Genomic DNA, 22,605 nt, shown 5'->3' with positions numbered 1-22,605 from the left:
TTCCCGCCGTACGATGCCGCCCATGCCGGATTCGAGGGGGAGCGTGCTACGACTCGACCCACTGCGTGCCTGGCGGTTCGTGGCCGGGAAGGTGAGCGCGCTCGGCGCCGTCACCTCGCCGCCGTACGACGTACTCGAACCCGCCATCGTCCGGCGGCTGACTGACTCTGATCTGCACAACATGGTGAGGCTCATCCTTCCACGCGATCCGGAGCTCGGTTCCGGCCGGTACGACGAGCCGGCCCGACGGCTCGCCGGTTGGCAACGCGCCGGTGTGGTTGTGCAGGACCCACGGCCCGCCCTCTACGTGTACGAGCAGCAACTGGGCAGCGCGCTGCTCTGCGGCCTCGTCGGGTCACTGAGCCTGGATCCGGCCCGCCAAGTGGTGCTGCCCCACGAGGATGTGATGCCGCACTGGGTCGACGACCGGCTCCAGCTGATGGAGGCCACGGACGCCGACCTGGAGCCCATCCTGCTCGCGTACGCCGACGGAGGCGCGGCCAGCGACGCTGTCGACGCAGCACGGGCCGGAGAGCCGTGGGTTGAAGCCGAGACGCAGAACGGCACCGCCCTGCACCGCATCTGGCGCATCGAGGACCCAGCTGTGCTGGCAACCATCTCCGGCGAACTGTCGAAGCACGAGGCGCTCATTGCCGACGGCCACCACCGCTACGCGGCGTACCTGGAACGGCTGAAGCGTGAGCCCGGACGGCAGGGGGCGTCGGTCGGTCTGGCCATGCTCGTCGACCACGGCCGGCACCCACTCACGTTGGACCCGATCCACCGCGTCATACCGGGTCTGGACCTGGCCACGGTCCGCTCCCGTACGCCGGCCGGCTGGCAGGTGCTACCTGGACGCGTACAGGGTGTACCGGACCGGATTGCGGTGACGGATGGGGCCAGCTGGGTGACAGTGCGGTCAACAGCCGGGCAGGAGGCTCCGACGGTCTCGATGCTGCATCGGGAGCTGCTGCCGGTGTGGGGCGTCGTTGAGGAAGACATCAGCTTCCACCACGCGCTGTCAGACGCTCTGGCGCTGGCTGGTCCACAGCAGGCGGTTGTGGAGCTCACAGCGCCCCGGATGGACCAGGTACTGCGCTCCGCCGCGCAAGGCATTGTGCTGCCACAGAAGGCAACATCGTTCGGCCCCAAGCCGCGGGTCGGGCTGCTGTTCCGGACGCTGTGACCGGCTAGGGCCTGTGGTAGAGGCTCAGGAACTCTTCGCGGAGGGGCCTGCGGGCGGCGCGGTGGCGCTCTGTGAGGCGGCCGAGGGTGAACGAGAGCTCTGGGTCGTCCTGGGCTGCTGCGTCCGCTGCCATGGCGGTCAGCGCGTCTGCGGCGGCGCAGTGGTCCTGGTGCTGGCCGAGCAACTCCTGGTACTTGGCGGCCTGGGTCGCGGTCGCCTTCGCTTCGTCACCGAGCACAGCTGCGCTGGTGTCGGCGGCGTACCGGACTCTTTTGGCCAACAGACGCACCTCGTGCCAGTGGTCGTCAACTGTCCAGGGCTTGAGCTTGTCGGCTTCCTGTGTGAACGCCTCGTTCGCCGCGGCCAGCAGCTCAGGCAGGACCTCGCCGCAGGGCTTGCTCGCGTCGGGCTTGAGGTCCGGCGCCGCCGCGACCACTTCGAGGGTCTGCAGGAGTTCCGCCGTACTCTCACCGGTCACGACCTCGGCCGACCGCTTGGCAGCCCGATCCAGGCCCACGGTCAGCGTCGTCAGGATCGTCTCGACGTGCTCCTCGTCGTCCTCGCTGTTCGCGTTCTCACGAACGAGCGCCGCGATCACCTCGAGATCGCGGGCCTCCCCACACGCGTTCGCCAACGCGGACAGGTCGCTCCGCAGCTCCTTCGACCAGTCGCCCGCCAGCAACTTCCGAAACAGCTTCAGATCACTCCGCAACCGCCGGCACGAAACCCGAACCTGGTGGATGGCGTCGTCCTCACCCTTCTCCACCATCAAAACCGCCCCTTGCAACCGAGCAGCCCCCTTGGTGAGCGCGTTCCCCACCAACACCCCCACCGGAGCCTCCGCACTCAAAGCCCCGGCCCAACCACCCAAACTCTCACCCATCACCCCATTCTCCCCGCATCAACCAACAAGCAGAACCTCACCGCCCCACAGTCTCGCTTCCGTGCCCCCGCACGCATCCCACCGCAACTCACGAGCCCCCGCGCAGCCCATCCGACCGCACACTGACGCGGCTCCGTTAGTCTCGTGCTTCGCAAGCTCCGTGCCAGCGTGCTCATGCCCTCGGCGACGCCACGCTCCCGCCATGTGCGTCTTCATCACCGCCCGGCGACACGCGGCGCAGTCTCGCGGCCGTGGCCGCTCTCCCACCGCCGCGCAAACGCGTGTAGCACGGCTGCGCCACGTTCGAGCGCCCGCCGTGCCACTCCCGCTCTCCATCACCGCACAAACCCGCTCGGTGCGCCTGCGCCAAGCTCCAGCGCGCCGTAGGCTCTTCAGCTCCCCGCGGCCGCGCGCAGCGCGGCTATGCGGTTAGTTCTCGGGCTTCTCGGGCGTTTCGGTGTCGGCCGGCGCGGGCTCGTCCGGAAACTCTGCCTCGTCGGCGGGCACGTCGTCTTCATCCACGAGCTCGGCTTCATCTACCAGGTTGGCTTCGTCGGCGGGCTCGTCCACGAGCTCGACTTCATCGGCCTGGTCGGCTTCGTCGGCGGTCTCGGGCTCGTCCGCGAGCTCGGCTTCATCGGCTAGGGCGGATTCGTCCGCCGATTCGGCTTCATCGGTCGTGGCGGGGTCGTCCGCCAGCTCAGTTTCGTCGATGGACTCGGCTTCATCCACCAGCTCGGGCTCGTCGATGGACTCGGCTTCATCTACCAGCTCGGGCTCGTCGGTGGGCTCGGATTCGTCCACCAGGTCTGCTTCGTCGGTGGGCTCGTCGTAGTCGTCGTCTTCGTCCAGGTCGGTGAACTCGAGGCCTTCTAACTGGGCGGCTCGTTCGGCGGCGCCGGTGGAGCCGTCGGCGTCGGCGCCGGCGGCGCGGTGGAACCACTCGAGGGCGTCTTCGGTGCGTCCGGCTGCTTCGAGGGCGTCGGCGTACGCGTATCGCAGCCGCGGCAACCACTCGGCGCGCGTGCGCTTGGTGAGTTCCGGCACCTCGAGTGTCTGGATCGCCGCCGCGAGCTGCTTCATGTCGCGGCGCGCACCGGCCGCCACGATCAGCAGTTCGATCTGCGTGGCCTCCGAGACGTCGTGGACGTGCTTGTCCCGCGCCAGCGCGAGCGCCTTGTCCGGCCGCCCGAGCGCGCGCTCGCAGTCGGCCATCATCGCGAGAACCTCATGGTTCCCGGTCATCCGCCGTACCGCCCGGAACTCGGTCAGCGCCTCGTCGTAATGCTCAGCCAGGTACGCCGTGATCGCCACAGCTTCCCGTACGCCGCCGAGCCGCGCGGCCAACCGCCGTGCGGTACGGGCGTGCTTGTACGCGAGCTCGGGATCGTCGTCGAGGAGCCGCCCGGACGCGACCAGGTGCTGCGCGACGAGGTCGGCGAGGCTCCGCGGCAACGACCGCAGCTCGGCCTTCACACCGCGGTCGAGCTCGGCTCCGGTGATCCCTTCCGGAATCGCCGGGTCGTCCCGACGCGGGCCGGCCTTCTCCTCGCCACGCTCGTCCCGCCGGAACCCGCCGCGGCGGTCATCCCGCCCGTCGCGTTGAGAACCACCGCGGCCGCGCGAGTCACCCCCACGCTCATCCCGCCGAAACGCGCCACGCTCGCCACGAGCCGGCCCGCCCCCACGAGCACCGCCCCGCCCAGACCTCTCGTCAGACCGCGACCCGCCACGCTCATCACGCCGGAATCCGCCCCGATCGCCGGCCCCAGACCGGTCAGCTCCAGACCGGTCAGCTCCACGGAAGCCGCCTCTGTCGCCAGAGCCGGAACGGTCGTCCCGCCGAGCACCGCCACGGTCGTCGCGCCCGGATCGGTCGTCGCGCCGGTAGCCACCACGGTCGTCACCGCCACGCTCATCACGGCGATAGCCACCACGATCACCAGCGCCAGGACGCTCGTCACGCCGGAACCCCTGGTCGTCGCGCCGACTGCCGCCACGCTCATCACGGCGATAACCACCGCGGTCCCCGGCCCCGGCGCGGTCATTCCCGCGATACCCGCCGCGGTCCCCGGCCCCGGAACGGTCATTCCCGCGATACCCGCCGCGGTCCCCGCCCCCGGAACGGTCATTCCCGCGATACCCGCCGCGGTCCCCGGCCCCGGCGCGGTCATTCCCGCGATACCCGCCGCGGTCCCCGGTCCCAGAACGGTCATCCCGGCGATAGCCGCCACGGTCGCTTGACCCGGAACGCTCGTCACGCTTGAAGCCACCGCGGTCGTCGCGCCCAGCGCGGTCGTCCCGTCGGTAGCCACCGCGATCGTCACCACCACGGTCATCCCGTCGGTAGCCACCGCGATCGTCGCCGCCCCGGTAGCCGCCGCGGTCACCGGAGCCTGACCTGTCGTCGCGGCGGTAGCCGCCGCGGTCGCCCGAGCGCTCGTTACGGTCGTCTCGACGGGGACCACCGCGGCCGCCGCCGGAACTACGGCCCGCACCGCCTCGGTCGTCCCTGGTGTAACCGCCAGAGCGGTCGTCTCGACCAGAGCCGCGTCCACCGCCGTCCTGACCGGACAGCTGACCACCGAACGGATCCCGGTCACCCTTGTCATCGCCACGTCCGCCGGCAAAACCCCGCCGGTTCTCGGAACGCGCGTCATCACGATCCCCGTCCCGGTAAGACCCACCAGAACGCGAACCCCCACGTGGCCCGCCGGCCCGTGGTCCGTCGCCGCGACTCGAGGCGCCCCGATAACCACCAGACGAACGCGGCCCACCAGAGCTGCTGGAGCCACCAGTCCCGCCGGCACGCCCACCGCCCGAGGATCGCGGGCCACCAGAGCCGGAACGACCCGAACCGAACCCAGAACGACCGGAACCGGAGTCCGAACGCCCACCACCGGCACGGCCGGAACGGCCGCTGCCTCCGGAGGAACCGCGACGGTCCCCTGAACCGGAGTGAGGATTGCGAGGTGGCGTCGCCACGGTGACTCCTAACGATGCTGAAGTGCAGTAATCGGACAAACGTACCGCCACCTACAACGATCAGCCCCATCGAGGGCTTCCCTGCAGGCGGCTCGTGTGCCGAAGTTGTCCGGACAAATGTTAAGGGCCACCCCTTGTGGGGTGGCCCTTAACAGTGTGAATGTCCGGCGGCGTCCTACTCTCCCACGACCTCCCGGTCGCAGTACCATCGGCGCTGTCGGGCTTAACTTCCAGGTTCGGAATGGAGACTGGGTGTTTCCCCGACGCTATGGCCACCGAAACTCTATCGAAATATCAAACCAACCACTACTGCTCAAACCACACACACCCCCGGCGGGGTGCGGGTGAGGCTGGGGTTGACCGTATTCCGGGAACCGTACAGTGAACGCGAACAACTCTAGTTACATAGCGCAGCTTGAAAGTCTCGGTCCACACACAAGTGTGTGGGTGTGTGACAAGCCCTCGGCCTATTAGTACCAGTCAGCTACACACCTTGCGATGCTTCCACTTCTGGCCTATCAACCCAGTGGTCTACTGGGGGCCTTACCCGGTTAACCCGGTGGGAGACCTCATCTTGAAGCGTGCTTCCCGCTTAGATGCTTTCAGCGGTTATCACTCCCGAACGTAGCCAACCAGCCGTGCTCCTGGCGGAACAACTGGCACACCAGAGGTTCGTCCACCCCGGTCCTCTCGTACTAGGGGCAGCCCTTCTCAAGTCTCCTGCGCGCGCAGCGGATAGGGACCGAACTGTCTCACGACGTTCTAAACCCAGCTCGCGTGCCGCTTTAATGGGCGAACAGCCCAACCCTTGGGACCTACTCCAGCCCCAGGATGCGACGAGCCGACATCGAGGTGCCAAACCATCCCGTCGATATGGACTCTTGGGGAAGATCAGCCTGTTATCCCCGGGGTACCTTTTATCCGTTGAGCGACGGTGCTCCCACATGCCACCGCCGGATCACTAGTTCCGACTTTCGTCCCTGCTCGACATGTCTGTCTCACAGTCAAGCTCCCTTGTGCACTTACACTCGACACCTGATTGCCAACCAGGCTGAGGGAACCTTTGAGCGCCTCCGTTACCTTTTAGGAGGCGACCGCCCCAGTCAAACTACCCACCAGGCACTGTCCCTGATCCGGATAACGGACCAAAGTTAGACAGCCAGAACAACCAGAGTGGTATTTCAACGATGACTCCACCCGAACTGGCGTCCGAGCTTCACAGTCTCCCACCTATCCTACACAAGTTGTACCGACCACCAATACCAAGTTGTAGTAAAGGTCCCGGGGTCTTTCCGTCCTGCTGCGCGTAACGAGCATCTTTACTCGTAATGCAATTTCGCCGAGTCCACGGTTGAGACAGCGCCCAAGTCGTTACGCCATTCGTGCAGGTCGGAACTTACCCGACAAGGAATTTCGCTACCTTAGGATGGTTATAGTTACCACCGCCGTTTACTGGCGCTTAAGTTCAAAGCTTCGCCGGCCGAAACCAGCTAACCTGTCCCCTTAACGTTCCAGCACCGGGCAGGCGTCAGTCCGTATACATCGAATTACTTCTTCGCACGGACCTGTGTTTTTAGTAAACAGTCGCTTGGGCCTGGTCTCTGCGGCCATCACCGCTTCCCCCAGCAAGTGAGGTAACGGTTCCGGCCCCCCTTCTCCCGAAGTTACGGGGGCATTTTGCCGAGTTCCTTAACCATGGTTCACTCGATCGCCTTGGTATTCTCTACCTGATCACCTGTGTCGGTTTGGGGTACGGGCGGCTCTAACACTCACTGCGAAGTTTTTCTCGGCAGCATGGGATCATCCACTTCCCCTAAACGGGTCCGCCTCGGCTCTCAGGCTCAATGAGACACGGATTTGCCTATGCCTCGCCCTACCACCTTGCCCGCGGATCAGCTTACGCCTACCATCGCCGCGGTTGGACTACCCTCCTGCGTCACTCCTCAATGCACCTACTACCACCTCGGGTCAAACCGTCCACCACTCAACCCGAAGGCCTTGTGGATTCTGGCTCTTAGCATCAGCGGGTTCGGTCGGGTCGTGTTAATGCCGGTACGGGAATATCAACCCGTTGTCCATCGACTACGCCTGTCGGCCTCGCCTTAGGTCCCGACTTACCCAGGGCAGATTAGCTTGACCCTGGAACCCTTGATCATTCGGCGGACGGGTTTCTCACCCGTCATTCGCTACTCATGCCTGCATTCTCACTCGTGCAGCATCCACAACTCCATCACTAGGCTGCTTCACACGCTGCACGACGCTCCCCTACCCATCCACACACCTGGACCACACCCCGAAAGGTGAAGCCGGGTACGAGTGTGAATGCCACAGCTTCGGCGGATTGCTTGAGCCCCGCTACATTGTCGGCGCGGAATCACTTGACCAGTGAGCTATTACGCACTCTTTCAAGGGTGGCTGCTTCTAAGCCAACCTCCTGGTTGTCTGGGCAACTCCACATCCTTTTCCACTTAGCAATCGCTTAGGGGCCTTAGCTGGTGATCTGGGCTGTTTCCCTCTCGACTACGGAGCTTATCCCCCGCAGTCTCACTGCCGCGCTCTCACTTACCGGCATTCGGAGTTTGGCTGATTTCGGTAAGCCGGTAAGCCCCCTAGACCATCCAGTGCTCTACCTCCGGTAAGAAACACGCGACGCTGCACCTATATGCATTTCGGGGAGAACCAGCTATCACGGAGTTTGATTGGCCTTTCACCCCTATCCACAGGTCATCCCCCAGGTTTTCAACCCTGGTGGGTTCGGTCCTCCACGCGGTCTTACCCACGCTTCAACCTGCCCATGGATAGATCACTCCGCTTCGGGTCTAGAGCATGCGACTAAAGCGCCCTATTCAGACTCGCTTTCGCTACGGCTACCCCACACGGGTTAACCTCGCCACACACCACTAACTCGCAGGCTCATTCTTCAAAAGGCACGCCGTCACACCCCACAAAGGAAATGCTCCGACGGATTGTAGGCAACCGGTTTCAGGTACTATTTCACTCCCCTCCCGGGGTACTTTTCATCTTTCCCTCACGGTACTAGTCCGCTATCGGTCACCAAGAAGTATTTAGGCTTAGCGGGTGGTCCCGCCAGATTCACACAAGATTTCAAGAGTCCCGTGCTACTCGGGAAAACACTCGAGAGTCACCGTCTTACGCCTACGGGGCCATAACCCACTACGGCTCAACATTCCAGAAGATTCGACTTCAACGATGATTTATAACTCTCCGACACCACGGCATTAGTGTCTGAATGCTCCCACAACCCCACATACGCAACGCACGCCGGCTATCACACGCACATGGTTTAGCCTCATCCGCTTTCGCTCGCCACTACTCACGGAATCACTGTTGTTTTCTCTTCCTGCGGGTACTGAGATGTTTCACTTCCCCGCGTTCCCTCCAGAACCCTATGTGTTCAGGCACTGGTAACTGGCTTTAGAATGCCAGCTGGGTTTCCCCATTCGGACACCCCCGGATCACAGCTTGGTTGCCAACTCCCCGGGGCTTATCGCAGGCTCCAACGTCCTTCATCGGCTCTTGGTACCAAGACATCCACCGATTGCCCTTAGTAGCTTGTCACAAAACAAAACAACAAAATTACGCTACAAAGAGATGCTCGCGTCCACTATACAGTTCTCAAAATACGGGCAGGAACACCAGCCCTTCCATCACCACCTATCGAGTGAACACCCAGCCCCAGGGAAACAACACACCCAGAACAAGACACCCACACCAACGGTTTGGTGAGAGCCGGCCCCAGCCACCCACCACACCAAACCCTCACGGATCCAGTGCGATCGTGACCCAGAGACAACCAGTCCAACTCCCCCACCAAGGGGAAGCAGGCCCGATTTCTCAGGACCCAACAGCGCGCCTCGGCCTCTCACCCGGTCTCACTCACGTTCCACGCACCCACCCACAAGGAGCAGCTGCAGTACTAGATTCGATCGATCGGGATCCAGGCCTAATGGTCAATGTTCCACATTCCGAAGCACCGTCGCCCTGGAACGAACGTCCAGGAAACAACGAATTGACGACCACCCTTGCGGGTCGATCGCCGAATGCTCCTTAGAAAGGAGGTGATCCAGCCGCACCTTCCGGTACGGCTACCTTGTTACGACTTCGTCCTAATCGCCAGCCCCACCTTCGACGGCTCCCTCCACAAGGGTTAGGCCACCGGCTTCGGGTGTTGCCGACTTTCATGACGTGACGGGCGGTGTGTACAAGGCCCGGGAACGTATTCACCGCAGCGTTGCTGATCTGCGATTACTAGCGACTCCGACTTCATGGGGTCGAGTTGCAGACCCCAATCCGAACTGAGACCGGCTTTTTGGGATTCGCTCCACCTTACAGCTTCGCAGCCCTTTGTACCGGCCATTGTAGCATGCGTGAAGCCCTGGACATAAGGGGCATGATGACTTGACGTCATCCCCACCTTCCTCCGAGTTGACCCCGGCAGTCTCCTATGAGTCCCCACCATAACGTGCTGGCAACATAGGACGAGGGTTGCGCTCGTTGCGGGACTTAACCCAACATCTCACGACACGAGCTGACGACAGCCATGCACCACCTGTATAGGACCCTTACGGACCCCCCATCTCTGGAGGATTTCCCTATATGTCAAACCCAGGTAAGGTTCTTCGCGTTGCATCGAATTAATCCGCATGCTCCGCCGCTTGTGCGGGCCCCCGTCAATTCCTTTGAGTTTTAGCCTTGCGGCCGTACTCCCCAGGCGGGGCGCTTAATGCGTTAGCTGCGGCACGGAGGACGTGGAATGTCCCCCACACCTAGCGCCCAACGTTTACGGCGTGGACTACCAGGGTATCTAATCCTGTTCGCTACCCACGCTTTCGCTCCTCAGCGTCAGGTAAGGCCCAGAGAGCCGCCTTCGCCACCGGTGTTCTTCCTGATATCTGCGCATTCCACCGCTACACCAGGAGTTCCGCTCTCCCCTGCCTACCTCTAGTCTGCCCGTATCGGAAGCAGGCTCGGAGTTAAGCTCCGAGTTTTCACTCCCGACGTGACGAACCGCCTACGAGCCCTTTACGCCCAATAATTCCGGACAACGCTCGGACCCTACGTATTACCGCGGCTGCTGGCACGTAGTTGGCCGGTCCTTCTTCTGCAGGTACCGTCACTCTCGCTTCGTCCCTGCTGAAAGAGGTTTACAACCCGAAGGCCGTCATCCCTCACGCGGCGTTGCTGCGTCAGACTTTCGTCCATTGCGCAATATTCCCCACTGCTGCCTCCCGTAGGAGTCTGGGCCGTGTCTCAGTCCCAGTGTGGCCGGTCGCCCTCTCAGGCCGGCTACCCGTCGACGCCTTGGTAGGCCATTACCCCACCAACAAGCTGATAGGCCGCGAGCCCATCCCCAACCGCCAGAACTTTCAACCCCCCACCATGAAGCAGGAGATCATATCCGGTATTAGACCCCGTTTCCGAGGCTTATCCCAAAGTTGAGGGTAGGTTGCTCACGTGTTACTCACCCGTTCGCCGCTCGTGTACCCCCGAAGGGGCCTTACCGCTCGACTTGCATGTGTTAAGCACGCCGCCAGCGTTCGTCCTGAGCCAGGATCAAACTCTCCGTTGAAATCTATATGTCAACCACAACCCCAAAGGGGCCGCAGACAACAGACAAACGAAAAACGATCCTTCGAATCAGAAACAATCAAACTGACTGAATCCATAAAAATACTTCAAAGGAATCCGCCACAGACAACAAACAACCACCCACCGAAACACCATCAAGGCATCCCAGCAGAAAAATCATCCGAAGCCCATGAACGGGGATAATGCATCTTTCGGCATTGACTTTCGGCACGCTGTTGAGTTCTCAAAAATCGGGCGCACACCGCGTCCAGGCTTCTCAGCCAGGACCCCGGGGCAACCTGCGCTACTTTACCGGATCAGAACCACCGGGTCAAGACCCAATTTTTCTGACCTTCCACCCGCATCCAAGCTACCGCCCCGGGTCAGACGACACGGTTCGGCTCAGCTAGCCTTGGGGGGTTCGGAGCGACCGGCCACTTTCGCGTCCCGCGCCTCGCTCCAACAAGAAGAACATTACGTGGCTCGCAGGTAGCCGGTCAAATCGGTTCCCGGTGGGCTGAATCACACGGCTGTAATTTGCTCTCGGCAACCCAGATGTGGGAGTGGAGCCGGCCACCTCAGCCCTGCGCCGCCGACGCCAGAACGCCTGCAAACGAACGCTTCCCGCGCCGCAGCACCAGCACGCCACCCGGCAGCAGGTCATCCGTCCCCGGCACGTACTCGGCGTCCTTCACCTTCTCGTTGTTCAGGTAGCCGCCACCTTCGGCCACTGTCCGTCGGGCCGCGGACTTGCTGGCGACCAGGCCGGACTTCACGAGCAGATCGGCGTACGTCGGCATTGGTTCGTCGGCGCCGAGTTCGACGTGGGGTGCTTCGCGGAGTGCGGCGACCAGTGTGGAGCCGTCCAGAGACGCGAGCTCGCCCTGACCGAAGAGCGCCTTGGACGCCTCCTGCACTCGCCTGGTCTCGTCCTCCCCATGCACAAGCGTGGTGACGTCCTCTGCGAGTAGCCGTTGGGCCTCGCGCGCCTGTGGGCGTTCCTCTGTCGCCTGCTCGAGCGCTGCGATCTCCTCCGCCGTACGGAACGTGTAGAAGCGCACCAGCTGCATCACATCGCGATCGTCGGCGTTGAACCAGAACTGGTAGAACGCGTACGGCGAGGTGAGCTCCCGGTCCAGCCACACACTGCCGGACTCCGTCTTCCCGAACTTCGTCCCGTCGGCCTTCGTCACCAGTGGCGTGGCCAGTGCATGCGCCTTGCCCGACTCAGTACGGCGGATCAGCTCCACACCAGCGGTCAGGTTCCCCCACTGGTCGCTCCCCCCGGTCTGCAGCGTGCAGCCGTAGCGCCGGAAGAGCTCCAGGTAGTCCAGCGACTGCAGCAGCACGTAGCTGAACTCGGTGTAGCTGATCCCCTGCTCCAGCCGGGCCTTCACCACCTCACGGCCGAGCATCCGGTTCACTGGGAAGTGCTTGCCGATGTCCCGGAGGAAGTCGAGGGTGTTGAGGTCCTTGGTCCAGTCGTAGTTGTTGACGATCCGGGCCGGGTTCGGCAGCGCGGTGTCGAAGTCGACGAACTTCTCCACCTGGACGCGGACCTTCTCGACCCACTGGTGGACGACGTCCTTCGGGTTCAGTACCCGCTCGGAGCTCTCCTTCGGGTCCCCGATCAGGCCGGTGGCGCCACCGACGAGGCCGATCGGGTTGTGGCCGGCGAGCTGGAGGCGGCGCAGCGTCAGGAGCTGCAGCAGGTTGCCCATGTGCAGGCTTGGTGCCGTCGGGTCGAAGCCGACATAGGAGGTGATCGGTCCGCTCGCCATGGCCGCCCGGAGAGCGTCGGGATCGGTGGAGTGCGCGATCAGGCCGCGAGTCTCCAGGTCGTCCAGCACCTGGGTACGGCGTTCGGTCCCGCTGTCGGTCACTTGTCTCTCCTCGAGTACGACGGTCAGCTACAAGTGTCCTGTACGACGGGGTGCCGGGGTCAGGTGGGTTCCGGGCGGGTGAGGACGCTGCGGAGTTGCGGACGGAGCGCATGTCCGTCGGGGCCATGGACTGTGGCGGCTGTCGGGCGTTGTGGGTCGTGGGCACCCGGGTCAGGGTTGGGGACGGGCAGACCGTGTGACAGCACCTGCTCAGCAGGCGTGAGCTGACGGATGCCGATCGCCCGGACGTGATCCGGGTGCGTCTGCGCGAAGTCGCCGTACAGCTGAGGGTCGTGCTGGCCGTCGTCGCCGACAAGGACCCAGCGGACGTTCGGGAACTCCTTGGCCAGCCGGCGCAGGGCGGTCCGCTTGTGCTCCTGCCCGCTGCGGAACCATCCGGTGTTGGTCGGCCCCCAGTCCGTCAGCAGCAGCGGGCCCACCGGGTACCCGTGCCGGGCCAGGAAGCGGGTCAGCGTTGGAGCCGTGTTCCAGGCACCGGTGGACAGGTAGAAGATCGGCGCACCCGGGTGGTCCGCGAGCAGCTCGTCGTACAGCTGGGCCATGCCCGGTACGACGCGCCGCGCCTGCTCGTCCCGGACGAACGTGTTCCACGCCGCGATCATCGGACGCGGCAGCATGGTCAGCATCACCGTGTCGTCGATGTCGCTGACCAGTCCGAAGGTGGCGTCCGGGTCGGGCACGAACACCCGCGCCCGCGCTTGCCGGTCGCCGTGCACGCCGAGGTCGATCTCGTGCCATCCCGGCGGCAGCACCACCGGCACGGTCAGGTCGACGAATCCGCCCCGGTCCGTGACGGCGTCGAACGTCTGCCCGCCGACGGTGACGGTCACTGCCACCTTGGTCGCCGGCGCGGTGACGAAGACGCGCCAGCCCCGCATCACCTGGTCCTCGTCGTACCGCGGCTGGTTGCGCGGGTCGCGACCGAAGACGACCCGGGCCAGCACCCGGACGAACTCGGAGGTGCCGTAGCCGACGTGCGGAATGATCCGCTCCCGCCAACCGCGCCGCCGCAGCACCGCTTGCACCCCGATGTTGAACCAGTCCTCGAGACGGGACGCGTAGTGCGGACGGGCCATACTCCGAACCTACCCGGACCAAGGTCCCCTACGCCTGCTCTCCCGGCGGCGCGGGACGACCTTTACCAAACTGCTCGGGAAGCCTCTGGAGAACTGTCGGAGCAGCCTCCTAAGGTCTTCGCATGACACAGACCTCAGCCGCTGTCGGGATGTGCTTCCCGCGGACGTTTCCTGCCGCCCTGGTGACCGACGTGGCCCGCCGCCTGGACACCGGCGGCGCGGATGAACTGTGGATCATCGAGGACTGCTTCTACACGGCCGGACCGTCTCTCGTCTCGGCCGCGCTGACGTCGACCGAGCGCCTCACGGTCGGCCTCGGCATCGTGCCGGCGGTGGCGCGTACGGCGGCTGTCACCGCGATGGAGTTCGCCACGCTGGAGGCGCTCGGCCCGGGCCGCTTCCTGCCTGGCATCGGCCACGGAGTGCAGGAGTGGATGGGGCAGATGGGCGTCCGCCCGAAGTCGCCGCTCACCACGCTCGAAGAGGTGACGACCACGGTCACCAGGCTCCTCGCCGGCGAGAACGTGAGCTTCCAGGGCAAGGCCGTGTACCTCGACGACGTGAAGCTGGACGCGCCTCCGGTCGAGCCGCCGCCGATCCTGCTCGGCGTGATGGGACCGAAGTCGATGGCGTTGGCCGGCCGCGTCGGTGGCGGCATCGTCCTCGCCGAGCCGGCCACTCCGCCGTACGTGCGGCAGTCGGTCGAGTACGCCGGATCGCCGGAGGGCTTCGTGGTCGCGGTGTTCAGCGCCATGTGCATCCGCAGCGACCGGAAGGCGGCTTACGAGTGGACGGCGCCGTGGCTGGGGTGGCGGATCAACGACAACCACCCTGGGGTGACCGCGCTGCCGTTCTTCGCGGACATGAAGAAGCTGTACGACGAGTCAGGCGCCGAGGGTCTCGTGGGGATGCCGACCGACTGGTGGACCGAGATCGGCGCGATCGGGACGCTGGACGACGCGGCCACGCACATCCAGGCGCTCGAGGGGGCTGGGGTGCACCACATCGGTCTGTTCCCGGACCCCGAGGTCGAGCACGGACTCCCCCAACTCGACCACGTGCTGGAGCTGGCGAGTCGCTAAGCCCGACGCTTCGGCACGTGCGGCCGGTACGGCGAGACCGTCGGGTCACCGGGGATCCAGAACCGCCAGTTGCGGTCGGCAGCTTCCCGGAGACCGACCCGAGGACCGGTGGACGGCTCGCCGTCGAAACCGGGACCGGGCAGCAGTTGCACACTCGAGCCCCTGGCCAGCAGGTCGACGCCGTTGTGGTCCCGGCCGATGCCGAGGGCAACGCACAGCCGCGCCGGCCCGCGCGCCAGGTCGCGGTCCGGGTTCACCTTCGGACGCTTGACGGCCGGCCCCTGCCGCACGCCGGATTGGTTGAACTTCACCTGTTGGGTTTCCAGCGGCCCGCGACGTACACGGGCCAGCTCGATGCCCTCGACGATCTCGCCGGCCCGCAGCAGGACGGCCGACGGCTGACCGTCCGGGCCGACGCTGACATTCATGCAGAAGTGCATGCCGTAGGTGAAGTAGACGTACAGGAAGCCCGGCGGGCCGAACATCACCGCGTTGCGCGCGGTCTGACCCCGGTACGCGTGCGAGCCGGGATCGTTCGGGCCGTCGTACGCCTCGACCTCGGTGAGGCGGACTGCCACCGTGCCTTCGTCGGAGGTACTGCGCAGGACCATGCCGAGGAGCTTCGGGGCCACTTCGAGGACGGGATCCGCGAGCAGCGAGCGGCGTACGGGCATGCGCAGCACCCTAAGCGAACGGGCCGACAGAAACTGCCTTCACCCGAGGCGGGTGCTGTGAGCCGTGACCCGGGCCCGAAGCTCCGCGAGTTGTTCGACGACGCGTTCCTGCGCCGTGCCACCGCGGGTGTTGCGGGAGGCCAGCGAGCCCTCGACAGTCAGCACCGAGCGGACCTCCGGCGTGAGGTACGGCGAGATCGCGGCAAGGTCCTCGTCGGTCAGGTCCCACAGCTCGATCCCGCGCTTCTCGCACTCCTGCACGCACGCGCCGGCCAGCTCGTGAGCGACCCGGAACGGGATCTTCTGCCGGACCAGCCACTCCGCGATGTCGGTCGCGAGCGAGAAGCCCTGTGGCGCCAGCTCCTCCAGTCGCTCGGCGTTGAAGCGCAGCGTCCGGATCATCCCGGTGAACGCCGGCAGCAGCACCTCTAGCGTGTCGATGGAGTCGAAGACGGGCTCCTTGTCCTCCTGCAGATCGCGGTTGTAGGCGAGCGGCTGCGCCTTCAGCGTCGCCAGCAGGCCGCTCAGGTTGCCGATCAGCCGGCCCGCCTTGCCCCGCGCGAGTTCGGCGATGTCCGGGTTCTTCTTCTGCGGCATGATGCTCGACCCGGTCGAGAACGCGTCGTCCAGCTCGACGAAACCGAACTCCTTCGTCGCCCAGATGATCACCTCCTCGGCCTGCCTGGACAGGTCGACGCCGATCTGCGCGGTGACGAACGCGAACTCGGCCACGAAGTCGCGTGCGGCGGTCCCGTCGATCGAGTTCGCCGACGAGTCGGTGAAGCCGAGCTCGACAGCGACGAACTGCGGGTCGAGGCCCAGCGAACTCCCCGCCAGCGCACCCGATCCGTACGGCGAGTCGGCCGCGACGCGAGCGTCCCAGTCGGCGATCCGGTCGAGGTCACGGATGAGCGGCCAGGCGTGCGCGAGCAGGTGATGCGAGAGCAGGACCGGCTGTGCGTGCTGCAGGTGGGTCCGGCCCGGCATGGCGACGCCGAGGTGCTTCTCCGCCTGCTCCGCGAGCGTGTTCACCTGCTCCAGCAGCAGCCGGCTGATGACGCGGCCGTGCTCGCGCAGGTAGCTCTTGAACAGCGTGGCGACCTGGTCGTTCCGCGACCGGCCGGCGCGCAGTCGCCCGCCCAACTCTGCTCCCAGCCGATCGAGCAGACCGCGCTCGAGCGCCGTGTGCACGTCCTCGTCGTCCTCAGCCGGCAGGAACTTCCCGGTCAGCACGTCGTCGAGCAGCCCGTCCAGACCGGCCAGCATCGCCGACAGGTCCTCGTCGGTCAGCAGCCCGGCCCGGTGCAGCACCTTGGCATGCGCCTTCGACCCGGCGATGTCGTACGGCGCGAGTCGCCAGTCGAACTGCGTCGACTTGCTCAGCGCTGCCAGCGCATCCGCCGGCCCTCCCGCGAACCGTGCACCCCACAGGGCCACACCTTCTCCGGTACTCAACTCACAGTTCCTTACTTGGGTTCGCGGGCTGCCAGGGACAGGAAGCGGGTGGCGAGGGCGGGGCCGCCGGTGGGGTTGCGGGACACGACCATCACGGTGTCGTCACCGGCGATGGTGCCGAGTACGTCGTCGAGGCCGACGTGGTCGATGGCCGACGCGAAGTACTGGGCCGCGCCCGGCGGGGTGCGGAGGATGACCAGGTTCGCGCTGCCTTCGGCCGACACCAGGACTTCGGATGCGACTCTGGCCAGGCGCGATTCGAAAGCGGCGGCCTCACCGGCTCGCGGCGTACGGTCGCCGCCTTCGCCTGGTACGGCGTACACGAGTTGGCCGGACGAGTCGCGGACCTTGACCGCACCGATCTCGACCAGGTCGCGGGACAGCGTGGCCTGGCCGACGACGAGTCCGGACGCGGCGAGCAGGTCGGCGAGCTCGGTCTGCGATCGCACCGGCTGCCGGCCGAGCAGATCGACGATGCGCTGCTGGCGCGCCGCCTTCGTAGTCGGTACGGCGATGCTCATGCGCCGAAACTCCTCGCGAGCAGCCAGGACAGCAGCGCCTTCTGGGCGTGCAGCCGGTTCTCGGCCTCGTCCCAGACGACCGACTGCGGTCCGTCGATCACGGCCGCCTCGATCTCCTTGCCCCGGTACGCCGGCAAGCAGTGCAGCACGATCGCATCGGCGGCAGCCTTCGACATGAGCTGCTCGGTCACGGCGTACGGGACGAACGGCGCCTCCCGCGCGCCCGCCTCCGCCTCCTGCCCCATCGAGACCCAGGTGTCGGTGGCAACCACATCGGCGCCATCGACGGCCGCGTAAGGATCCCCAGTCCAGGCGACCGAGCCACCAGTCTCGGCGGCGATCTCCGCGGCGCGAGCCAGGATGGCCGGGTCCGGCTGGTACTCCGCCGGTGAACCCACCACCACGTGCATCCCGGCCGTCGCGCCACCCAGCAGGTACGAGTGCGACATGTTGTTCGCGCCGTCACCGAGGTACACGAGCTTGAGCCCGGCCATCGTGCCCTTGTGCTGCCGCACGGTGAGCAGGTCGGCGAGGATCTGGCATGGGTGGAACTCGTCGGTGAGTGCGTTGATCACCGGCACCCGGGACGCCGACGCCATCTCCTCGATCCGGCTCTGCCCGGACGTCCGCCAGACGATCGCCGCGACCTGCCGGTCCAGCACCTTCGCGGTGTCGGCGATCGGCTCGCCGCGCCCCATCTGCGAGGTCTGTGCATCGATGATCAGCGGTACGCCGCCCAGTTCGGGGATCCCGACCGCGAACGAGATCCGGGTGCGGGTCGACGTCTTGTCGAAGATCACCGCGACCGTCTTCGGCCCGGCCAGCGGCTGGTGTCCGTAGCGGTCCTGGGACAGCTGTTGCCCGAGCGTCAGGACCTCGTCCTGCTCGACCGGGCTCAGGTCGTCGTCGCGGAGAAAATGCCGGACAGTCATGCCGCCTCCACGTGGTCGAGCAGCCCGGGCAGGGCCGCAACGAAACTGTCGGCATCAGCCTTGCTCAGGATGTACGGCGGCGCCAGCCGCAACGCGTTCGGAATCGGGTTGTTGATCACGAACCCGGCCTCCAGCGCCAGCGCGGCCACCTGGTCCGACACCGGCCGGGTCAGCTCGATCGCCAGCAGCATCCCGCGGCCGCGCACGTCGGCGATCAGCGGGTGGTCGAGCGCGATGATGGACGAGGCAAGGTGGTTGCCGACAGCATTCACCTGCGCCAGCAGCCCGTCCCGCTCGATCACGGTCAGCACCGCCAGGCCGGCGATCGCGGCGACCGGGTTGCCGCCGAACGTCGTCCCGTGGTTGCCCGGCTGCAACAGCTCCGCCGCGGCACCCAGCCCGATGCAGGCACCGATCGGGATCCCCGCGCCGAGGCCCTTGGCCACCGTCACGAGGTCCGGCGTGATCCCCTCGGTCTCGTACGCGAACCAGGTCCCGGTCCGGCCGATCCCGGTCTGGATCTCGTCGATCCACAGCAGCGCGCGGTGCTCGGAGGTGATCCGCCGCGCCGCCCGCAGGTACCCCGGCGGCGGTACGACGACGCCGTTCTCGCCCTGGATCGGCTCGAGGATGACAGCCGCCGTCTCGTCGTCGACCGCTGCCGCCAACGCGTCGGCATCGCCGTACGGCACGAACTCCACGTCTCCGGGCAGCGGCGCGAACGCCTCGCGGTACGCCGGTTTCCACGTCACCGCGAGCGCGCCCATCGACCGTCCGTGGAACGCGCCGACGGTGGAGACGATCTTGGTCCGGCCGGTCCGCCGGGTGATCTTGAACGCCGCCTCGTTCGCCTCGGTGCCCGAGTTGGTGAAGAACACCTTGCCCGGAGCATCGAACAGACCGAGCAACTTCTCGGCCAGCGCGATCTGCGGCGCGGAGGCGAAGAAGTTCGAGACATGGCCGAGGGTCGCGAGCTGCGATGTCACCGCGGACACCACGAACGGGTGCGCGTGGCCGAGGCAGTTCACCGCGAGCCCACCGAGCAGGTCGAGGTACTTGTTGCCGTCGGCGTCCCACAGGTAGGCGCCTTCGCCCCGCACCAGCACGCGCTTCGGCGCGCCGAACGTGTTCATCAGCGCGCCCGTGTAGCGCTCGGTGAGCGCCGCCTGGGTGCCGTCGACAGTGAGCAGTTCGGTCATGACGGAATCACCTGGGTCCCACTTCCGGCGTCGGTGAAGATTTCCAGTAGCAGCGAGTGCGGCACCCGGCCGTCGATCACGGTCGCCCGGGAGACGCCCGACTCGACCGCGCGCAGGCAGGCCTCCATCTTGGGCACCATCCCGGAGGCGAGCCTGGGCAGCAGCTCGGCCAGTTCGGTGGTGTCGATCTGGGTGATGATCTCGTCGCTGTCCGGCCAGTTCCGGTACAACCCGGCCACGTCGGTCAGCACGACGAGCTTCTCGGCGCCGAGCGCGGAGGCCAGCGCGGCCGCCGCGGTGTCGGCGTTGACGTTGTGCGCCTGGCCGTCCTCGTCGGGCGCGATCGTCGACACCACCGGGATCCGGCCGGCGTCGATCAGGTCGATCACCGCCTCCGGCCGGACGTGGACCACGTCGCCGACCAGTCCGATGTCGACCGACTCGCCGTCGACCAGCGCGCTACGACGCTCCGCGGTGAACAGGCCGGCGTCCTCACCGGACATGCCGACCGCGAACGGGCCGTGCGCGTTGAGCAGCCCGACCAGCTCCCGGCCGACCTTGCCGACCAGGACCATGCCGACGACGTCCATCGCCTCGGGCGTGGTGACCCGCAGCCCGCCGCGGAACTCGCTGTCGATGCCGAGCCGGCTGAGCATGTCGCTGATCTGCGGCCCGCCGCCGTGGACGACGACGACCCGGACCCCGGCGTACCGGAGGAAGACGATGTCCTCCGCGAAGGCCCGCTTCAACTTGTCGTCGACCATCGCGTTGCCGCCGTACTTGACGACCACCGTCTTGCCGTGGAACTGCTTCAGCCAGGGCAACGCCTCGGTCAGGACCGCAGCCTTCTCCACCGCATCCGCGTGACTGGTGCTCATGAGGAGTACGCCGAGTTCTCTTCGACGTACGCGTGGGACAGGTCGGTGGTGAGCACGGTGGCTGATGCTGGGCCGGCGTGCAGGTCGATCACTACGTCGATCTCCAAGCCGCTCAGGTCCGCTTCGGAACGGTCGACGCCCTTGCCGCCGGCAACGCAGATCGGCGCGCCGTTCAGCGTGATGTCGAGCAGCGACGGGTCGAACGCGGTCGGCGCGTTGCCGACCGCCATCGCGATCCGGCCCCAGTTCGGGTCGGAGGCGAAGAAGGCGGTCTTGCAGAGATTGTCCTCGGCAACGATCTTGGCGGCGGCCAGCGCCTCGGCCTCGGTGGCGGCGTTCCGCACGGTGATGCTGACGTGCTTGGTGACGCCCTCCGCGTCGGCCTGCAACTGCTTCACCAGGTCGGCGGCGAGCGTTGTCAGCGCGGCCTCGAAGGCCTCCGGCGTGACGGTGACTCCGGACGCGCCCGAGCTCAGCAGCAACACCGTGTCGTTGGTCGACGTTCCCCCGTCGACGTCGAGCCGGTTGAAGGTCTTGCCGACCGCGTTCCGCAGCGCGTGGTCGAGGTGCGGCTGATCGAGTACGGCGTCGGTCGTGATCACGCTGAGCATGGTCGCCATGTTCGGCGCGCACATGCCGGCGCCCTTCGCGAACCCGCCGATGCTCCAGCCGTCCGAGTGTTTCAGCACGGCCTGCTTCGGCACGTTGTCGGTCGTCATGACCGCCGTCGCCGCCGCCAGGCTGTGCTCCGGCCCATCGCCAAGGGCGGCCACAGCTTTGTCGATGCCTGGGATGAGCGACGACATCGGCAGCCGCTCGCCGATCAGGCCGGTCGAGCAGACCCCGATCTCGGCCGCTCCGACCCCGAGCACCTCGGCCAGCTTCTCCGCCGTCCGGTGGGTGTCCTGGAAGCCCTCCGGTCCGGTGCAGGCGTTGGCGCCCCCGGAGTTCAGCACGACGGCTTTCAACTTACCGGCGGTCAGCACCTGCTGGGACCAGAGCACCGGCGCCGCCTTCACCTTGTTGGTGGTGAAGACACCGGCTGCGACGTCGTACGGTCCGTCGTTGACCACGACGGTGAGGTCCGGCGTGCCGGCCGGTTTGATCCCCGCGATCACCCCGGCCGCACGGATGCCGGCCGGCGCGGTGACCCCGGCGCTCCGATCGACTTGGGTGGACGGGGTGACAGCAAGCGTCACGGTGCAACTCCGATGAGGGGAAGGGCCAGGGTCTCGTCGAGTCCGGCGGCCAGGTTCATGCACTGCACGGCGCCGCCGGCAGTGCCCTTGGTGAGGTTGTCCATCGCGGCCACGATCACGGCGCGGCCGGTGCGCTGGTCGAGCGTGACCTGCAGCTGCACGGTGTTGGCACCGAGAGTGGCCTGTGTCTGCGGCCATTGCCCCTCGGGGAGCAGGTGCACGAAGGGCTCGTTGCGGTAGGCATCCTCGTAGGCCTGCCGCAGCGTCGCGAGATCGGTGCCGTCGGCAACCGGCGCGCTGCAGGTGGCGAGGATGCCCCGCGACATCGGCACGAGCACGGGGGTGAACGAGACACTCACCGGCTGCTCGGCGTACGGCGTGAGGTTCTGCTCGATCTCCGGGGTGTGCCGGTGGACGCCGCCGACGCCGTACGCGGAGGCGGAGCCCATCACCTCGGCGCCGAGCAGATGCGGCTTCGGCGCCTTGCCCGCGCCGGAGGTCCCGCTGACCGCGACCACCACCAGCTGGCTGGGATCGACGAGGCCCTGCTGTACGGCGGGGAGCAGCGCGAGAGTGGAGACGGTGGGATAACACCCCGGTACGGCGACCCGGTTCGACCCGCGGAGCTTGTCCCGTTGACCCGGGAGCTCCGGCAGTCCGTACGGCCACGAGCCGGCGTGCTCACCGCCGTAGAACTCGACCCACACCTCGGCCTCGGTCAGCCGGAAGTCCGCGCCGCAGTCGATCACGGTGACGTCCTCGCCGAGTTGCTCGGCGATTCCGGCGGACTGTCCGTGCGGCAAGGCCAGGAACACCACGTCGTGACCGGCCAGCGTCTCCGCCGTGGTCTCGACCAGGATGCGCCCGGCCAGAGGCACGAGGTGGGGGTGGTGGGCGCCGAGCGCCGTACCGGCGTTTCCTCCGGCGGTGAGGGCTCCGATCTCCACCTCGGGGTGCCCGCTCAGCAACCGGAGCAGCTCACCTCCTGCATACCCACTGGCACCGGCGACCGCCACCTTCACGCTCATGTGAATGAGTATGC

At 66.2% G+C, this 22,605-nt stretch carries 15 protein-coding genes and 3 rRNA genes; 2 read left to right on the top strand and 16 right to left on the bottom strand.

The window, feature by feature from the left end:
• The first annotated feature begins 22 nt into the window (after nucleotides 1-22).
• Nucleotides 23-1,186 carry a DUF1015 domain-containing protein gene (locus OG817_RS04195; protein WP_406052292.1) on the top strand — a complete coding sequence of 388 codons (1,164 nt, stop codon included), beginning with the start codon at nucleotides 23-25 and terminating at the stop codon, nucleotides 1,184-1,186.
• 4 nt (nucleotides 1,187-1,190) lie between these two features.
• On the opposite strand, the gene OG817_RS04190 is transcribed toward OG817_RS04195, so the two are convergent.
• The 8 genes from OG817_RS04190 to OG817_RS04155 all read right to left on the bottom strand — a co-directional run bounded on the left by OG817_RS04190 (nucleotide 1,191) and on the right by OG817_RS04155 (nucleotide 13,623).
• Complete coding sequence (locus OG817_RS04190; protein ID WP_406052290.1) at nucleotides 1,191-2,069, bottom strand: CHAD domain-containing protein; 879 nt, start codon at nucleotides 2,067-2,069, stop codon at nucleotides 1,191-1,193.
• Nucleotides 2,070-2,498: 429 nt separating this feature from the next.
• On the bottom strand, nucleotides 2,499-3,545 hold the full coding sequence (locus OG817_RS04185; RefSeq protein WP_406052289.1) for a hypothetical protein: 1,047 nt from the start codon (nucleotides 3,543-3,545) through the stop codon (nucleotides 2,499-2,501).
• Nucleotides 3,542-4,681, bottom strand: a complete 1,140-nt coding sequence (locus OG817_RS04180; RefSeq protein WP_406052288.1) for a hypothetical protein — start codon at nucleotides 4,679-4,681, stop codon at nucleotides 3,542-3,544. The genes OG817_RS04185 and OG817_RS04180 overlap by 4 nt, the downstream gene beginning before the upstream one ends.
• Before the next feature lie 535 nt (nucleotides 4,682-5,216).
• Nucleotides 5,217-5,334, bottom strand: a 5S ribosomal RNA gene (gene rrf, locus OG817_RS04175).
• A 170-nt stretch (nucleotides 5,335-5,504) separates the two neighbouring features.
• Nucleotides 5,505-8,633: ribosomal RNA gene (locus OG817_RS04170) — 23S ribosomal RNA — on the bottom strand.
• A gap of 493 nt (nucleotides 8,634-9,126) precedes the next feature.
• Nucleotides 9,127-10,644, bottom strand: a 16S ribosomal RNA gene (locus tag OG817_RS04165).
• The 16S, 23S and 5S rRNA genes sit together here, the layout of an rRNA operon.
• Before the next feature lie 577 nt (nucleotides 10,645-11,221).
• Nucleotides 11,222-12,526, bottom strand: coding sequence for a tyrosine--tRNA ligase (gene tyrS, locus OG817_RS04160; RefSeq protein ID WP_406052287.1), 1,305 nt, complete (start codon nucleotides 12,524-12,526; stop codon nucleotides 11,222-11,224).
• A gap of 59 nt (nucleotides 12,527-12,585) precedes the next feature.
• A complete protein-coding gene (locus OG817_RS04155) occupies nucleotides 12,586-13,623 on the bottom strand; it encodes an App1 family protein (protein ID WP_406052285.1) in 1,038 nt (345 codons plus the stop codon).
• Nucleotides 13,624-13,745: 122 nt separating this feature from the next.
• Between OG817_RS04155 and OG817_RS04150 the strand changes: the two genes are divergently transcribed.
• Nucleotides 13,746-14,705, top strand: a complete 960-nt coding sequence (locus OG817_RS04150) for an LLM class flavin-dependent oxidoreductase (protein ID WP_406052283.1) — start codon at nucleotides 13,746-13,748, stop codon at nucleotides 14,703-14,705.
• Here the strand turns inward: OG817_RS04150 and OG817_RS04145 are convergent.
• From OG817_RS04145 to argC, 8 genes are read right to left on the bottom strand one after another with little or no spacing between them, the layout of a single operon-like run.
• Nucleotides 14,702-15,379, bottom strand: a complete 678-nt coding sequence (locus OG817_RS04145) for a DNA-3-methyladenine glycosylase (protein ID WP_406052281.1) — start codon at nucleotides 15,377-15,379, stop codon at nucleotides 14,702-14,704. The genes OG817_RS04150 and OG817_RS04145 overlap by 4 nt on opposite strands.
• 39 nt (nucleotides 15,380-15,418) lie before the next feature.
• A complete protein-coding gene (gene argH, locus OG817_RS04140; RefSeq protein ID WP_406052279.1) occupies nucleotides 15,419-16,834 on the bottom strand; it encodes an argininosuccinate lyase in 1,416 nt (471 codons plus the stop codon).
• A gap of 11 nt (nucleotides 16,835-16,845) precedes the next feature.
• On the bottom strand, nucleotides 16,846-17,355 hold the full coding sequence (locus OG817_RS04135; protein ID WP_360444117.1) for an arginine repressor: 510 nt from the start codon (nucleotides 17,353-17,355) through the stop codon (nucleotides 16,846-16,848).
• On the bottom strand, nucleotides 17,352-18,287 hold the full coding sequence (argF, locus tag OG817_RS04130; RefSeq protein ID WP_406052277.1) for an ornithine carbamoyltransferase: 936 nt from the start codon (nucleotides 18,285-18,287) through the stop codon (nucleotides 17,352-17,354). The genes OG817_RS04135 and argF overlap by 4 nt, the downstream gene beginning before the upstream one ends.
• Nucleotides 18,284-19,486 carry an acetylornithine transaminase gene (locus tag OG817_RS04125; RefSeq protein ID WP_360444123.1) on the bottom strand — a complete coding sequence of 401 codons (1,203 nt, stop codon included), beginning with the start codon at nucleotides 19,484-19,486 and terminating at the stop codon, nucleotides 18,284-18,286. Before OG817_RS04125 ends, argF begins: the two co-directional genes overlap by 4 nt.
• The gene (gene argB / locus OG817_RS04120; RefSeq protein WP_396397853.1) at nucleotides 19,483-20,364 is read right to left on the bottom strand and encodes an acetylglutamate kinase; all 882 of its coding nucleotides are present in this window, start codon (nucleotides 20,362-20,364) and stop codon (nucleotides 19,483-19,485) included. The genes OG817_RS04125 and argB overlap by 4 nt, the downstream gene beginning before the upstream one ends.
• The gene (argJ, locus tag OG817_RS04115; protein ID WP_406052274.1) at nucleotides 20,361-21,563 is read right to left on the bottom strand and encodes a bifunctional glutamate N-acetyltransferase/amino-acid acetyltransferase ArgJ; all 1,203 of its coding nucleotides are present in this window, start codon (nucleotides 21,561-21,563) and stop codon (nucleotides 20,361-20,363) included. Before argJ ends, argB begins: the two co-directional genes overlap by 4 nt.
• Nucleotides 21,560-22,591 carry an N-acetyl-gamma-glutamyl-phosphate reductase gene (argC, locus tag OG817_RS04110; RefSeq protein ID WP_406052272.1) on the bottom strand — a complete coding sequence of 344 codons (1,032 nt, stop codon included), beginning with the start codon at nucleotides 22,589-22,591 and terminating at the stop codon, nucleotides 21,560-21,562. Before argC ends, argJ begins: the two co-directional genes overlap by 4 nt.
• Between the last annotated feature and the right edge of the window lie 14 nt (nucleotides 22,592-22,605).

The organism is Kribbella sp. NBC_00889, from assembly GCF_045207705.1.
GTDB lineage: Bacteria > Actinomycetota > Actinomycetes > Propionibacteriales > Kribbellaceae > Kribbella.
This window is presented reverse-complemented; position numbering and strand designations above follow the sequence as displayed.

Coding starts and splice junctions, on each gene's coding strand:
- OG817_RS04195 (WP_406052292.1), top strand. CDS start 23: ATGCCGGATTCGAGGGGGAGCGTGCTACGACTCGACCCACTGCGTGCC.
- OG817_RS04190 (WP_406052290.1), bottom strand. CDS start 2,069: ATGGGTGAGAGTTTGGGTGGTTGGGCCGGGGCTTTGAGTGCGGAGGCT.
- OG817_RS04180 (WP_406052288.1), bottom strand. CDS start 4,681: ATGACAAGGGTGACCGGGATCCGTTCGGTGGTCAGCTGTCCGGTCAGG.
- OG817_RS04155 (WP_406052285.1), bottom strand. CDS start 13,623: ATGGCCCGTCCGCACTACGCGTCCCGTCTCGAGGACTGGTTCAACATC.
- OG817_RS04150 (WP_406052283.1), top strand. CDS start 13,746: ATGACACAGACCTCAGCCGCTGTCGGGATGTGCTTCCCGCGGACGTTT.
- OG817_RS04145 (WP_406052281.1), bottom strand. CDS start 15,379: ATGCCCGTACGCCGCTCGCTGCTCGCGGATCCCGTCCTCGAAGTGGCC.
- OG817_RS04135 (WP_360444117.1), bottom strand. CDS start 17,355: ATGAGCATCGCCGTACCGACTACGAAGGCGGCGCGCCAGCAGCGCATC.
- argF (WP_406052277.1), bottom strand. CDS start 18,287: ATGACTGTCCGGCATTTTCTCCGCGACGACGACCTGAGCCCGGTCGAG.
- OG817_RS04125 (WP_360444123.1), bottom strand. CDS start 19,486: ATGACCGAACTGCTCACTGTCGACGGCACCCAGGCGGCGCTCACCGAG.
- argB (WP_396397853.1), bottom strand. CDS start 20,364: ATGAGCACCAGTCACGCGGATGCGGTGGAGAAGGCTGCGGTCCTGACC.
- argC (WP_406052272.1), bottom strand. CDS start 22,591: ATGAGCGTGAAGGTGGCGGTCGCCGGTGCCAGTGGGTATGCAGGAGGT.